Here is a 12712-nt window from a genome sequence, read left to right as displayed (position 1 = left end):
TAGAGTTCGAACCATGAGCGCCAATTCCAAGTGGACCGAGGCCGACGTTCCCGATCAGTCCGGCCGGATCGCGATCGTCACCGGCTCCAACACCGGTCTGGGCTACGAGACCGCCCGCGTGCTCGCCGCCAGGGGCGCGCATGTCGTCATCGCGGTACGCAACCTGGACAAGGGCCGTCAGGCCGTCGACCGGATCACCGCCGCCGTGCCCAAGGCGGACCTCAAGCTGCAGCAGCTGGATGTGGGCTCGCTGGATTCGGTCCGCACCGGCGCCGACGAAATCAGGGCCGCCTATCCGCGCATCGATCTGCTTATCAACAACGCTGGGGTGATGTACCCGCCCAAGCAGACCACCGTGGACGGTTTCGAGCTGCAGTTCGGCACCAACCACCTCGGGGCGTTCGCCCTGACCGGTCTGCTGCTGGATCACCTGCTCCCGGTCGACGGGTCACGCGTCGTCGCGGTCGCCAGCATCGCCCACAACATCCAGGCCGGCATCCACTTCGACGACCTGCAGTGGGAACGCAGCTACAACCGGGTCGCCGCGTACGGGCAGTCCAAGCTGTCGAACCTGCTGTTCACCTATGAGCTGCAGCGGCGTCTGGCCGCCAAGAACGAGCCGACGATCGCGGTGGCTGCCCACCCCGGTGTCTCGGACACCGAACTGACGCGGCACATCCCCGGCGCCGGGCTGCCGGGCGTCAGCCGGGTCACCTCCCTCCTCGTCAACAGCGCGGTGAAGGGCGCCCTGGCCACCTTGCGCGCCGCAACCGACCCCGGCGTGCGGGGCGGCCAGTACTACGGACCGGACGGATTCCGGGAACTGCGCGGCTACCCCGAGCTCGTGACCTCCAGCAAGCAGTCGCATGACGAGGAGCTGCAGCGCCGGCTATGGGCGGTGTCCGAAGAGCTCACCGGCGTCACGTTCCCGGTGTGATGATGCGGACCGTCGAAGAACACCAGAAGGTGGTCGCCGAGCTGATCAAAGCCCGCGCCCCACAAGATGTTCCACTGAACGACACCCTCGGCCTGGTGCTGGCCGCCGATGTCGTCGCCCCGCTGTCACTGCCCGGCTTCGACAACTCCGCGATGGACGGCTACGCCGTCGTCGCCGACGACGTCGCAGGCGCCACCGAGGACGCCCCGGTGCGGTTGCCCGTCGCCGAGGACATCCCGGCGGGCCGCACCGACCCGTTGACGCTGCAACCCGGAACCGCGCACCGCATCATGACCGGGGCCCCGCTGCCGTCCGGCGCCACCGCGGTGGTCCCGGTCGAGGCCACCGACGGGGCGACCGACACGGTGACGATCCGCGCGGCCGCCCGGGGTGGCCAGCACATCCGCCGCGCCGGTGAGGACGTCACCGCAGGCACCACCGTGCTGCGGGCCGGCCAGGTGATCAGCCCGGCCGCCCTCGGGCTGGCCGCGGCACTGGGACTGGCCACACTGCCCGTGCTGCCGCCGCAGCGCGTGATGGTGATGTCGACCGGCACCGAACTCGTGGCCCCGGGCACCGAACTGCAGCCAGGCCAGATCTACGAGTCCAATGCGGTCATGCTGGCGGCGGCGGTCCGCGACGCCGGAGCGCAGGCCACCATCGCCCCGATGTCCGCCGACGACGTCGACGCGTTCCGGGCCGCGCTGGCCGCGCATGCCGTCGACGCCGACCTCATCATCACCACCGGCGGGGTGAGCGCGGGCGCATACGAAGTGGTCAAGGACTCGCTGTCGGATCAGGTGGAGTTCGTCAAGGTGGCGATGCAGCCCGGGATGCCGCAGGGGGCGGGGACGGTCGACGGTGTTCCCATCGTCACGCTGCCCGGCAATCCGGTCAGTGCCCTGGTTTCGTTCGAGGTGTTCGTCCGCGCACCGCTGCGCGCCGCGATGGGCCTCGCCGAACCCGACCGGCCGCGGCGCACCGCGCAGCTGACCGAGGATCTGACCTCGCCGCGCGGAAAACGGCAGTTCCGGCGGGGTGTGCTGACCGGGGATTCGGTGAGCAGCTACGGTCCCCCGGCCTCACATCATCTGCGCTGGCTCGCCTCGGCGAACTGTCTGCTGGAGATAGCCGAGGACGTCACCGAACTTACGGCGGGGTCGACGGTTCCCGTCTGGGACCTGAGCTAGCAATTCCGACTCCACCCGCACGTAGAATCCTCCCGATGGCCAGACGCCCCGACCTCCAGTCCGGACCAGAACGCCTTGCGGCGCTGGTGCGATCCAGTGTTCCGCCGATGCATTCGGCGGGCCTCCCGTTCGTCGGCGCCAGCCTCGCCGTCGCGGCCCTGGGCCGCAAGCACCGTTGGGTGCGCCGGGCCGGCCTGCTGGCCGCCGGGGCGAACGCGGCGTTCTTCCGGCACCCGCCCCGGGTGGCGCCGACGCGCCCCGGCGTGGTGGTCGCCCCCGCCGACGGGCTGGTGTGCCTGATCGAGGACGCCGTCCCGCCCGCCGAGCTGGGCTTGTCCGACACCCCGCGGCCGCGGATCAGCATCTTCCTGTCGGTTCTCGACGCACACGTGCAGCGGGCACCGATCGGTGGTGACGTGGTGGCCGTGCAGCACCGCCCCGGACGTTTCCATTCGGCCGAGCTCGAAGCCGCGAGCGAGGACAACGAACGCAACAGCGTCGTCATCCGCACCCCCGAGGGCACCGAGGTGATCGCCGTACAGATCGCCGGGCTGATCGCGCGACGCATCGTGTGCAACGCGCACGTCGGAGACAAGCTCGACATCGGCGAGACCTACGGACTGATCCGGTTCGGCTCCCGACTCGACACCTATCTCCCTGCTGGTTCGAAACTGCTCGTCACCCGGGGCCAGCGGACGCTGGCCGGAGAAACCGTCCTGGCGGAGTTGCCATGATCAAACCCCGCGTGCGGCCCCCGTCGTTGATCAAGGGACGCATGAAACCGCCGCCGTTCAGCGTGCGGATGCTGCCCAGTGCCATGACGGTGGCCGCCATCTGCCTGGGCTTGTCGGCGATCAAGATGGCGCTGGACAACCGGCCCACCGAGTCGATGGCGTTCCTGGCGGTCGCAGCGATCCTCGACGCGCTGGACGGCAGGGTCGCGCGGATGCTCAATGCCACCTCCAAGATGGGCGAGGAGATCGACTCCCTGGCCGACGCGGTGAATTTCGGTGTCGCCCCGGCCCTCATCGTCTACGGCACCCTGCTGTCGCACTCGCGGGTCGGGTGGATCGTGGTGCTGCTCTACGCGGTGTGCATCGTGTTGCGGCTGGCCCGGTTCAACGCATTGCTCGACGTGGATCAGCCTGCGTACGAGAAGGAGTACTTCGTCGGCATGCCCGCCCCGGCGGGTGCGCTCGGCGCCATCGGACCGCTCGCGGCCAAGATGCAGTTCGGCGACGGTTGGTGGACCAGCGAGTGGGCCGTGTCGATCTGGATGATCGGCGTCTCGCTGCTGGTGGTCAGCCGGATCCCGATGCGCAAGATCCACACCTTCGCGGTGCCGCCGAACATGGTGGCGCCCTTGCTCGCCCTGGTCGCGATCGGCGTGGCGGCGTCCGTCTTCTACGGCTACATCGTGATCATGGTGATCATCGTGGCCTACGTGATCCACATCCCGTTCGCGATACGCACCAAGAAATGGGTGGCCAGCCACCCCGAATCATGGGACGACAAGCCACAGCAGCGCCGTGCGACGCGGCGCGCGATTCGCCGGGCGCAGCCGCACCGGCGGTCGATGGCCCGTCTGGGACTGCGGAAGCCGGGGCGCTGACATGTCGCAGCTCGAGGTCGACGAGGATCACGCGCTCGGGCATCTGCGCCTGACGGCCCGGCTGAACACCTCAGCCCTCGACTCACGTCGCGGCGTGGTCCGGCTGCATCCGGAGGCGATCGCCGCCCTCGGGCTGCGCGAGTGGGATGCGATCTCGTTGACCGGATCTCGTACCACCGCCGCCGTCGTCGGCGTTGCGCCCGGCGGCACCCCGACCGGGACCGCCCTGCTCGACGACGTCACGTTGTCCAACGCCGGGGTACGGGAAACCGCGACAGTGATCGTGGCGCCGGTGACGGTGTACGGCGCCCGGGCGGTCACGGTGAGCGGGTCGAAGCTGGCGACCGATTCGATTTCGTCGGCGACGCTGCGCCAGGCACTGCTGGGCAAGGTCATGACGGTCGGCGACACCGTGTCGCTGCTCCCCCGCGATCTGGGGCCGGGCACCTCGACATCGGCGGCCACCGCTGCGCTGGCATCGTCCGTGGGCATCACGTGGACCTCGGAGCTGCTGACGGTGACCGGCGTCGATCCGTCCGGACCCGTGAGCATTCAACCGAATTCGGTGGTGTCGTGGGGATCGGGCCTCGAGCCGAGTACGTCGGACTCCACCGGCGCCCATACGATCAGCCCCGCACGCGCCGAGCCGGCGGTCAGCTTCGACGATCTGAAGGGCTCCCATACCCAGGCCGGCAAGCTCACCGAATGGCTCAAGCTGTCGCTCGACGAACCTCAACTCCTCGAAACCCTGGGCGCCAAACCGAATCTCGGCGTCCTGGTGACCGGTCCCGCCGGCGTCGGCAAGGCCACCATGGTGCGGACGGTGTGCGCCGAGCGGCGGTTGGTGGAACTCGACGGGCCCGAGGTGGGTGCGCTGGCCGCCGACGACCGGTTGCGCCGGGTATCCGACGCGGTCGCCACGGTGCGCGACGGCGGCGGGGTGCTGCTGATCTCCGACGTCGACGCCCTGTTGCCCGCGACTGCCGCCGACCGGACTCCTGAACCCGTTGCGGCGTTGATCATCGCCGAACTTCGTGACGCCGTGGCCACCCGCGGCGTGGCGTTCATCGCCACCTCTGCCGTGCCCATCGGGGTGGATACCCGCCTGCGGGCGCCGGATCTGTGCGACCGCGAACTCGCCCTGACGCTGCCCGATGCCGCCACCCGCAAAGCGCTGCTGGAGGTGTTGCTGCGCGGCGTTCCGGCCGCCGAATTGGATCTGGGCCAGATAGCCGACCGCACACCGGGTTTCGTCGTTGCCGATCTGGCCGCCCTGGTCCGCGAGGGCGCACTGCGGGCCGCGTCACGGGCCAGCGCCGACGGCAATGCACCGGTGCTGTGGCAGGAAGACCTGACCGGGGCGCTGACGGTGATCCGCCCGCTGTCGCGGTCCGCCGCCGAGGAGGTGTCGGTCGGCTCGGTGACGCTCGACGACGTCGGCGACATGGTCGAGACCAAACAGGCGCTGACCGAGGCCGTGCTGTGGCCGCTGCAGCATCCCGACACATTCCAGCGCCTCGGCGTCGAGCCTCCGCGCGGCGTGCTGTTGTACGGCCCGCCCGGCTGTGGAAAGACGTTCCTGGTGCGAGCCCTGGCCAGCTCAGGACGGCTCTCCGTGCACGCCGTCAAAGGCGCTGAGCTGATGGACAAATGGGTCGGTTCCTCGGAGAAGGCGGTGCGCGAGCTGTTCGCCCGGGCACGTGACTCGGCGCCGTCATTGGTGTTCCTGGACGAGATCGACGCCCTGGCCCCGCGACGCGGGCAGAGCTTCGACTCCGGGGTGACCGACCGCGTAGTGGCGTCCCTGCTTACCGAGCTCGACGGCATCGAACCGATGAACGACGTCGTCGTGCTGGGTGCGACCAACCGACCCGACCTCATCGATCCCGCGCTGCTGCGGCCGGGCCGGTTGGAGAAGCTGGTGTTCGTCGAGCCGCCCGACGCCGATGCGCGCCGCGAAATCCTGCGTACCGCAGGAAAATCCATTCCGCTCGCTCCGGATGTCGATCTCGACGCGCTGGCTTCCGATCTGGACGGCTACAGCGCGGCCGACTGTGTGGCGCTGCTGCGGGAGGCGGCGTTGACGGCGATGCGCCGGTCCATCGATGCGGCCGACGTCACCGCAGCCGATGTGGCCAAAGCGCGTGAGACCGTGCGCCCGTCTTTGGACGCCGCACAGGTGCAGTCGTTGCGGGAGTTCGCGGCCGGGCGCTGAGGCTGCCGATTACTCGGCGATCGCCGCCAGCCGGTCGATCGATCCCTGCAGCTTGTCCGCGGTGGTGGCGCGTGCGCGGATCAGCCGCTTCTCGTCGTCGAGCTGCGTCCAGTCGTAGGTGTGGGTGACCAGGGTTCGGTTGTCGCTCAACGGTTCCAGCTCCCAGCGCCACAGATGTCCGGGCGGCTCTTTCCCGATCTCCGACGGTCGCCAGGCGATACGCCGGCCTTCCTCGAACTCGACGATCCGGTTCTCCCGGTCGCCGCCCTGCTTGATCGTCATGGTGAAGACGTCGCCGACGGCGCGCACCCGCTGCCCGGTGGGAGCCTCGGCCAAGTTCTCATTGCCGTCCCAGCGAGGCTGCTGTGCCGGGTCCGCGATCAGCTCGAAGATCGTCTCGGCCGGTGCGGCAATCTCTCGACTGGCTGCGACCACCTTTGAGACTTCGGCCTTATCATCCATGAGCCAGACCATACCGACACATCGGCGGGGCGCAGACGAGGGGCGAGATGGAAAAATTCGCGAGACGATTCGGTATTGCGGTGACATTGGTGTTCATCGCAATGTTGTCCGTATGGGCGTTCAACGCGGCAAAGCAATTCTCAATTGTCACGATCCTCGTTGCGATCGGCCTGACGGTGACGTCCATATTCTCGATCACCATGATGCTGGAATCGAAAACCGTCTCATTTCAGGCCACATTCGACACCAGCGGAACTCGGATAATGCCCGATAAAAGAATCGAACGGAACTTGCACCGATTGATCGTTGCTGGAACCCTTTCCACATGGCTGATGTTCCTGGCCTGGGTCACCGGTGTGCTGTACCTTCCCCTCGGCTCATTTCGACATGTGTTTCCACTGTGTGCGGCCGCCGCCGGCGCGGTGCTGGCCTGGAGCTGGTTCAAATTGTCCACGCAAGGCAGCCTCAGCTATCTCGTCCTTCGCCCTGAGGGATTTGAATTCGCCACCTTGAGGGAGCCGAAAACCGGCAACTGGGACGCGATCGAAAACATCACCGACAGCTTGCCCGAACAAGGGCGACTCTGGAACCCGATGGTGGTGACCGTGACCGGTGGCGAAGCACTGGTGATGGAATCTGTCGGAATTTACACGCCGAAGGGCACAGCACTCATCGAATTGGTCAGGTTCTACTGGCAACACCCCGAGCTGCGCGACGAGCTCACCGACGGGCGGGCCGTGGATCGCCTGCGTGCGGCGTAGCCAGCTCGTCCGACCTGCGGCTTCACCCGCGATTTGGTGCGGGTACCCGCATAGAACCGGTGTTAGGCTCGGTCGAGTCTGGTCGAGTCGAACGGAATATTGGTATGGGTGTAGGCAGTTTCTATTACCTCAACGGCAACTACGTTTTCGGCATTGCCGACCACGCGAACGGCGTGAAGTCGAGCGTGCCGTGGGGTATGGCAGGCATCGGATCCGACTTGCTCGCGATCGGCCAACAGGTAGCAACCGAAGGCGCTTCGGCGCTGGCCAAATCAGCGGCCGCATCGGGCGCTACGTCTTCTGCCCAGTCCCTCAAGAACTTCGCCAAGGGGGCCGGCACACCGATTATCAATGCCGGACTCATCACCTTGACCATGGAAAGCAACATGTTGGGTTTTGGCCGGCCTGAGGACGGGGCACGGTTCACCGAAGGCGCCAATCATTTTGTGGATGCACATTCCACTCTGCTGAAGTCCGCACCACCCGGTGGCTGGACGGGTGACGCGTCGACTGCTTACAGCGATAGAAACAAAGAACAACAAGCACGTGCCGCCGATATGTCACATACGGATGAGGACCTTCAAAAGGTAATCGCCGAGGAAGCCGGCCAGGTCGACAAAACGCGCGAATTCGTCTCTAAATGTCAGACGGTTCTGAGCCTGAGCATTGTTCCGGCGCTGATCGCCAAAGCTATTCCCGTTGTCGGTCCAGAGATTTCCCTGGGAATCGAGATTGCCGCCGTCGCCGCCACCGTGCCCGCCGGCACCATCCAGGTTCACCAAATGGCCAGTCGTTCCGGAGACAACGCGGGCAAGATCAGGAGCTTGGCCTCGCAATACGAGTCGATCGGTTCGAATGCCGAGCTGCCGGGTGGCGGTTTCGGCAGCTGACATCCCGCCCCATCGCCCCGCCCGAATCCGACGAGAGAGCCTCGCATGACACTGACTGTTTCCGACCAGATCCGTTCGACCGCAACCGTGCAGGGACAAGCCGCCTCGCTGATCGAGACAGCCCAGTCGGCGCCGGACGGAACCGCGGGCCATGTCTTCCAGACACACGGCCTGGTGTGCTCCCCCACCGCGATGGCGCTCAAGTCTGCAGAACTGTCCCGCCGCGCAGCAGCCGGGAAGATGCACCTGATCTCGACCGACCTATCGGTCAAACTGAACAAGGCAGCCACCGACTACGACCGCAGCGACCAACACGAGGGCGGCAACCTCGACGGTCAGATGCACCCGCGCTGACCCGAAGCCCCTACCTGGTCAACAACTTCCGGATGGCATCGGCCAAGTCCTCCTCCATCCACGCCGGCAGCTCGGCATCGTTGGCATGCCGACGCACCATCGCATAGGGCAGATCGACGACCGCCCGGGACATGGCATCCATCGTGCGCGCATCGTCATTGCCGTAGATCCCACGCGCCAACTCGCGTAACCGTTCGATGAGTGGCACGTTCATCGCCGCCAGCGTCGCAGTGAACTCCGCATCGGGTGCGCCGTCGAGCAGGTCGCTCGGACGGATGGTCAGCAGAAATCGGGCGTCCTCGGGAACCTCGCGGGCGAAGTCCACAGCAGCGACGCCCATCGCAACCGCCGCCTCCACCGCGTCGTCCGCTGTTGCCGCCATCGCGCGGGATTGAAAACGCTCCAGCGCCCGGAGCCAGGCCGCCGTCAGCACCCCGTTGCGATTGCCGAACCGGTGGTACAGCGTGCCCGCCGGGGCCCCGCTGACCTTGGCAATCGCCGCAACGCTTGCCGCCCTTGGTCCTTCGGCAAGCACCAACGCCCGCGTCGCATCCAGAATCGCGTCGGTTTCATGCTTCCGCGGAGGCGCCATGATCTAGTACAGTCCTTCTATATGGAACGTTTACCCTATATCGATGAGCATGCCATAACCGTCGACGCCGACGCCGCCACGACATGGGCCGCCGTCCTGCGAGCGATGTGCGGTAACCCCGCCGAACCGCGCGCCCCATTCGGATTCGCGATCGGCGAGTGCACCCCGCGCGAACGCCTGGTCCTCAAGGGTCGCCATCCCTTCTCGATCTACGAGTGGGTCTTCGAGCTGGACGACCTCGGCCCGCATCGCACCCGGGTGCGCTCACAAACCTGGGCAGCCTTCCCGGGTATCCACGGCAAGATCTACCGCGCCCTGGTGATCGGCTCGGGCGGCCACGCGGTGGCGGTGCGCCAGGTCCTCAAACGCATTGCGGGACAACTGCGCCCACGCCCGGATGTCCTGGCGTGATCCTGAACTGGGGCGCCACGGCCCAGGAGCGCAACGCCGCCCTGCCGTGCGACGTCCTGACCGAGGTCACCGCACTCTGCGCCGACCGGGCGATCAGCATCGACGCGCCAGTGTCGACGGTGTTCGGCTGGCTCTGCCAGCTACGGGTCGCACCGTACAGCTACGACCTGCTCGACAACTTCGGCCGGCGCAGTCCGCGCAGCCGGAACCCGGAACTGACCCAGCTCCGCACCGGCCAACGCTTCATGCAGATTTTCACGCTGTGCTCATTCATCGACGGCGAACACGTAACGCTGCAGTCCGGGAAGGTTGCGGTCACCTACGCCGTGCGCAGCGAAACCGGCGGCACCCGGCTACACGTGCGGGTGCGCTTCGACGGTCCACGGATCATCGGGTGGGCGATGGCGGCGGGCGACGTCGTAATGATGCGAAAACAGCTGCTCACCCTGCGCGATCTGGCCGAACGGGAAGCAAGCGGAATTACATCTTGACGCTGACAAGTTCAGGTGGGATAGTTCAACTAGTCACTGACTAGATTCACGGGAGTTCAAGATGGCCGACACCGCCTTACACACCGTTGAAACCGCCCGCGCCGGCGACCGGGAGCGGGAACGCACTGCCAACGATCTCGGCCAGGCCCTCACCCAGGGCTACCTGGCGATGCCCGAGTACGAGGATCGGCTGCAGTCGGCGTTCCGGGCCCAGACCACCGACGAGCTACATGCGCTCGTCAAAGACTTACCCGTCAACCGTCTGCGGCGTCACGATCCCCGACGCCACGCCGCCCAGCAGCGGGCCGCCCGGATGAGCGTCAAGATCCACCTCGCCGCCTACGTCGCCGGATCCCTGCTGATGTTGGGCATCTGGATGGCCGTCGGGTTCGGCGGTGGCGGCTGGTACTTCTGGCCCGTCTGGCCGATCATGGGCTGGGGCATCGGCGTTGCGTCACATGCCATTCCGATCTGGGCTCACGGTTCGATGAGCCCGGCGCGGATCGCGTAGCGCGTCAGCGCCAACCGGTCTCGCAGGCCGAGCTTGGCCAGGATGTTGGTCCGGTGCCGGTCCACCGTCTTGGCGCTGATGGTCAGTGTCGCGGCGATCTCGCGGGTCGAGTAGCCCTCGGCGATCAACTTGAGGACCTCCTCCTCCCGTGGCGTGAGGATGGTGTCCGGCAACTCACCGCCCTGGCGTGACCGGTGCAGATAGTCACGGATCAGCGCCGTCACCGCGCCGGCGTACAGGAACGGCTCCCCGCGCATGGTCGCCCGGCAGGCTTCGAGCAGATCGCGGTCGGCCACCGACTTCAGCACATAGCCCGACGCCCCGGCCTTGAGCGCCTCGAAGAAATACTGCTCGTTGTCGTACATCGACAGGATCAGGATCCGCACGTTCGGATGAGTCCGGTTGATCTCACGCGCGGCCTGCAACCCGGTCATCCGCGGCATCGCGATGTCGAGGATCGCCAGGTCCACCGGCGTCGTTTCCAGTGCGGTCAGCGCCTCGTGCCCGTCGGCGGCCTCGGCCACCACCTGCAGATCGGATTCCGCATCGATGATCATCCGCAGCCCGCTACGGACCAGGGCGTGATCATCGGCGAGCAGGATCCGGGCCGGCATGTCAGGCGCCCCGCAACGGGATGACCAACCGCACTTCGGTGCCCCCACCCGGCGGTGAGCTGATCGTCAGCGCGGCATTCACCAACAGTGCCCGCTCACGCATGCCGTTGATGCCCGCGCCCTCCCGCATCGGTTCGGTCGCGATACCGCCGCAGCCGTCGTCGGCCACCCGCAACGTGAGTTCACCTTCACCGGTGTGCAGATCCACCCACACCTTTCGCGCCCCGGAGTGACGCGCCACATTGGTCAGCCCCTCCTGGGCGATCCGGTAGCACACCAGCTCGACGTCGGGCCTCAACCGGTCCGATTGCAGCGCAATGTGTTTGACCACGGCGATGCCGGACGCCTGGGCGAAGTCGTTGCACAGCGCGTTCAGTGCACTGTGCAGCCCGAGGTCCTCCAGAGCGTCCGGGCGCAGCCGTCGGGCGATCTCGCGGACCTCGTCGAGACTGGCCCGCACGATCTCCTGGGCGTCGGCGAGTTCAGCATGGATCGCGGCGGGGGCCCGATCGACGGCGCGCTTGAGAGTGAGCAGCGCGACGGTGAGTGTCTGGCCTATCTCGTCGTGCAATTCCCGTGCGATGCGCTGGCGTTCGTTCTCCTGGGCGGCCAACGCCGACGCGCTCGCGGTGGTCCGTTCGGTCTCCAACCGATCGAGCATGGCGTTGAACGACTCGATCAGGTGCTGCAGATCGCCGCTGTCACGGCCGTCGACACGGTCGCTGCGCTTGGGCGGATCGACTCGCCGCATTGACGCGGCGAGCCGATCCAGTGGGGCAAGACTCGATCTCAGAAGAAGTGCGTTGGCAGTCAGGATAATCGCCAAACCTACGACCAAAACTGGGATTTCGGTGAGTTTTATCCGTGAGGACACCGAGGCCGGGGACAGCGCAAGGATCAGGGTGCCCAGCGTGAAGATCAACCCGTTGATCAGGAAAACCCGACGGAACAACGCGGCCGCCGGGGTGCGCGCCGGTTTCACCCCACCAGCGTGACCCGGGACCAGCGGTGTTGTCCATACAGGCAACACCCCCCGCGGAATGGGTGTCAGCCCCGATGGTCACCCACCCCCTGGTCACCCACACTGGCAGCCACCACCGGAGCCGACATGAAATCGGACCGCCAGCTGGCTCTGGCATTGCGCACAGCCGTCCCGAATTGATCGGAGAACGAGGACGATGACACTAGCGACGCATTGGAACGAACTCATGCAGGCACATGAAATCGCGGCCCACCTGCCGACGGTGCGGATCGACGACCCGGTCTCGAAGGCCGTCCAGCTGATGGTGGTCAACCGGCTTCCCGGCCTGGTAGTCGTCGATGACGACGACCGCCCGGTGGCGGTGCTGCCGGGAACTCAGGTGTTGCGCTTGGCGATTCCCGAGTCCTACCAAGAGGATCCGGCCCTGGTCCGCACAGTCGACGAGATTCACGCCGACCTGTTCTGGCACGGGCCGGGCAAGCTCACGGTCGGTGACTGTCTCCCGGGGCCCGCGACCAAGCCGGCGACCGTGACGCCGGACGCGACGCTGTTGGAGATCGCCACCGTGATGGCCAACAAGCGCAGTCCGCTCATCGCCGTCGTCGACCGCAACGGCCGGCTCACCGGGGCCGTCACGCTCGAGCGGCTACTGACCAGCCTTGCGGTCGCCGGGCCCGGCGACTGACCCCC

General features: G+C 66.8%; 16 protein-coding genes. 12 read left to right on the top strand and 4 right to left on the bottom strand.

What is annotated here, in order from left to right; all coding sequences use genetic code 11:
- Positions 1–13 precede the first annotated feature (13 nt).
- From TX88_RS06740 to TX88_RS06720, 5 genes are read left to right on the top strand one after another with little or no spacing between them, the layout of a single operon-like run.
- Complete coding sequence (locus TX88_RS06740) at positions 14–937, top strand: SDR family NAD(P)-dependent oxidoreductase (protein ID WP_044515574.1); 924 nt, start codon at positions 14–16, stop codon at positions 935–937.
- Between the two features lie 2 nt (positions 938–939).
- Positions 940–2127 (top strand): molybdopterin molybdotransferase MoeA, encoded by a 1188-nt coding sequence (moeA, locus tag TX88_RS06735; protein WP_044519159.1) that lies wholly within the window; start codon positions 940–942, stop codon positions 2125–2127.
- A gap of 35 nt (positions 2128–2162) precedes the next feature.
- Positions 2163–2861: a phosphatidylserine decarboxylase gene (locus TX88_RS06730; protein WP_044515572.1), complete on the top strand. Its 699-nt coding sequence runs from the start codon at positions 2163–2165 to the stop codon at positions 2859–2861.
- Positions 2858–3739, top strand: a complete 882-nt coding sequence (gene pssA, locus TX88_RS06725) for a CDP-diacylglycerol--serine O-phosphatidyltransferase (protein WP_044515571.1) — start codon at positions 2858–2860, stop codon at positions 3737–3739. Before TX88_RS06730 ends, pssA begins: the two co-directional genes overlap by 4 nt.
- A 1-nt stretch (position 3740) precedes the next feature.
- Positions 3741–5954: an AAA family ATPase gene (locus TX88_RS06720; protein ID WP_044515569.1), complete on the top strand. Its 2214-nt coding sequence runs from the start codon at positions 3741–3743 to the stop codon at positions 5952–5954.
- A gap of 9 nt (positions 5955–5963) precedes the next feature.
- Here TX88_RS06720 and TX88_RS06715 read toward each other — a convergent pair whose 3' ends face one another.
- Complete coding sequence (locus TX88_RS06715; protein WP_044519158.1) at positions 5964–6416, bottom strand: SRPBCC family protein; 453 nt, start codon at positions 6414–6416, stop codon at positions 5964–5966.
- A gap of 47 nt (positions 6417–6463) precedes the next feature.
- Between TX88_RS06715 and TX88_RS06710 the strand changes: the two genes are divergently transcribed.
- The 3 genes from TX88_RS06710 (at position 6464) to TX88_RS34965 (ending at position 8421) form a co-directional block, all read left to right on the top strand.
- On the top strand, positions 6464–7177 hold the full coding sequence (locus tag TX88_RS06710; protein ID WP_044515567.1) for a hypothetical protein: 714 nt from the start codon (positions 6464–6466) through the stop codon (positions 7175–7177).
- 104 nt (positions 7178–7281) lie between these two features.
- Positions 7282–8067: an EspA/EspE family type VII secretion system effector gene (locus tag TX88_RS06705; protein ID WP_049924861.1), complete on the top strand. Its 786-nt coding sequence runs from the start codon at positions 7282–7284 to the stop codon at positions 8065–8067.
- A 45-nt stretch (positions 8068–8112) separates the two neighbouring features.
- Positions 8113–8421, top strand: a complete 309-nt coding sequence (locus TX88_RS34965) for an ESX-1 secretion-associated protein (RefSeq protein ID WP_049924860.1) — start codon at positions 8113–8115, stop codon at positions 8419–8421.
- A gap of 10 nt (positions 8422–8431) precedes the next feature.
- On the opposite strand, the gene TX88_RS06700 is transcribed toward TX88_RS34965, so the two are convergent.
- The gene (locus tag TX88_RS06700; RefSeq protein WP_044515566.1) at positions 8432–9013 is read right to left on the bottom strand and encodes a TetR/AcrR family transcriptional regulator; all 582 of its coding nucleotides are present in this window, start codon (positions 9011–9013) and stop codon (positions 8432–8434) included.
- Positions 9014–9034: 21 nt separating this feature from the next.
- Here TX88_RS06700 and TX88_RS06695 point away from each other — a divergent pair, with 21 nt between their 5' ends.
- The 3 genes from TX88_RS06695 (at position 9035) to TX88_RS06685 (ending at position 10426) form a co-directional block, all read left to right on the top strand.
- Complete coding sequence (locus tag TX88_RS06695) at positions 9035–9424, top strand: hypothetical protein (protein WP_044515564.1); 390 nt, start codon at positions 9035–9037, stop codon at positions 9422–9424.
- Positions 9421–9915, top strand: a complete 495-nt coding sequence (locus TX88_RS06690; RefSeq protein ID WP_044515563.1) for a hypothetical protein — start codon at positions 9421–9423, stop codon at positions 9913–9915. Before TX88_RS06695 ends, TX88_RS06690 begins: the two co-directional genes overlap by 4 nt.
- A gap of 61 nt (positions 9916–9976) precedes the next feature.
- On the top strand, positions 9977–10426 hold the full coding sequence (locus TX88_RS06685) for a DUF1707 domain-containing protein (RefSeq protein WP_044515561.1): 450 nt from the start codon (positions 9977–9979) through the stop codon (positions 10424–10426).
- On the opposite strand, the gene TX88_RS06680 is transcribed toward TX88_RS06685, so the two are convergent.
- Together TX88_RS06680 and TX88_RS06675 are read right to left on the bottom strand one after the other, a co-directional pair.
- The gene (locus tag TX88_RS06680; RefSeq protein WP_044515559.1) at positions 10393–11040 is read right to left on the bottom strand and encodes a response regulator; all 648 of its coding nucleotides are present in this window, start codon (positions 11038–11040) and stop codon (positions 10393–10395) included. The two genes, TX88_RS06685 and TX88_RS06680, sit on opposite strands and share 34 nt — an antisense overlap.
- 1 nt (position 11041) lies before the next feature.
- Positions 11042–12022 (bottom strand): sensor histidine kinase, encoded by a 981-nt coding sequence (locus tag TX88_RS06675; protein ID WP_044515558.1) that lies wholly within the window; start codon positions 12020–12022, stop codon positions 11042–11044.
- Between the two features lie 196 nt (positions 12023–12218).
- Between TX88_RS06675 and TX88_RS06670 the strand changes: the two genes are divergently transcribed.
- The gene (locus TX88_RS06670) at positions 12219–12707 is read left to right on the top strand and encodes a CBS domain-containing protein (protein WP_234927405.1); all 489 of its coding nucleotides are present in this window, start codon (positions 12219–12221) and stop codon (positions 12705–12707) included.
- Positions 12708–12712 lie beyond the last annotated feature (5 nt).

The sequence above is a fragment of the Mycolicibacterium septicum DSM 44393 genome (assembly GCF_000455325.1).
Classification (GTDB): Bacteria; Actinomycetota; Actinomycetes; order Mycobacteriales; family Mycobacteriaceae; genus Mycobacterium; species Mycobacterium septicum.
Note: the sequence above shows the minus strand (reverse complement) of the source record. Positions and strands in the feature narration are given on the sequence as shown.

Bases quoted from the DNA above. Each gene is read 5' to 3' on its own strand.
- TX88_RS06740 (WP_044515574.1), top strand. From the start codon at position 14: ATGAGCGCCAATTCCAAGTGGACCGAGGCCGACGTTCCCGATCAGTCC.
- moeA (WP_044519159.1), top strand. From the start codon at position 940: ATGCGGACCGTCGAAGAACACCAGAAGGTGGTCGCCGAGCTGATCAAA.
- TX88_RS06730 (WP_044515572.1), top strand. From the start codon at position 2,163: ATGGCCAGACGCCCCGACCTCCAGTCCGGACCAGAACGCCTTGCGGCG.
- pssA (WP_044515571.1), top strand. From the start codon at position 2,858: ATGATCAAACCCCGCGTGCGGCCCCCGTCGTTGATCAAGGGACGCATG.
- TX88_RS06720 (WP_044515569.1), top strand. From the start codon at position 3,741: ATGTCGCAGCTCGAGGTCGACGAGGATCACGCGCTCGGGCATCTGCGC.
- TX88_RS06715 (WP_044519158.1), bottom strand. From the start codon at position 6,416: ATGGATGATAAGGCCGAAGTCTCAAAGGTGGTCGCAGCCAGTCGAGAG.
- TX88_RS06710 (WP_044515567.1), top strand. From the start codon at position 6,464: ATGGAAAAATTCGCGAGACGATTCGGTATTGCGGTGACATTGGTGTTC.
- TX88_RS06705 (WP_049924861.1), top strand. From the start codon at position 7,282: ATGGGTGTAGGCAGTTTCTATTACCTCAACGGCAACTACGTTTTCGGC.
- TX88_RS34965 (WP_049924860.1), top strand. From the start codon at position 8,113: ATGACACTGACTGTTTCCGACCAGATCCGTTCGACCGCAACCGTGCAG.
- TX88_RS06700 (WP_044515566.1), bottom strand. From the start codon at position 9,013: ATGGCGCCTCCGCGGAAGCATGAAACCGACGCGATTCTGGATGCGACG.
- TX88_RS06695 (WP_044515564.1), top strand. From the start codon at position 9,035: ATGGAACGTTTACCCTATATCGATGAGCATGCCATAACCGTCGACGCC.
- TX88_RS06685 (WP_044515561.1), top strand. From the start codon at position 9,977: ATGGCCGACACCGCCTTACACACCGTTGAAACCGCCCGCGCCGGCGAC.
- TX88_RS06680 (WP_044515559.1), bottom strand. From the start codon at position 11,040: ATGCCGGCCCGGATCCTGCTCGCCGATGATCACGCCCTGGTCCGTAGC.
- TX88_RS06670 (WP_234927405.1), top strand. From the start codon at position 12,219: ATGACACTAGCGACGCATTGGAACGAACTCATGCAGGCACATGAAATC.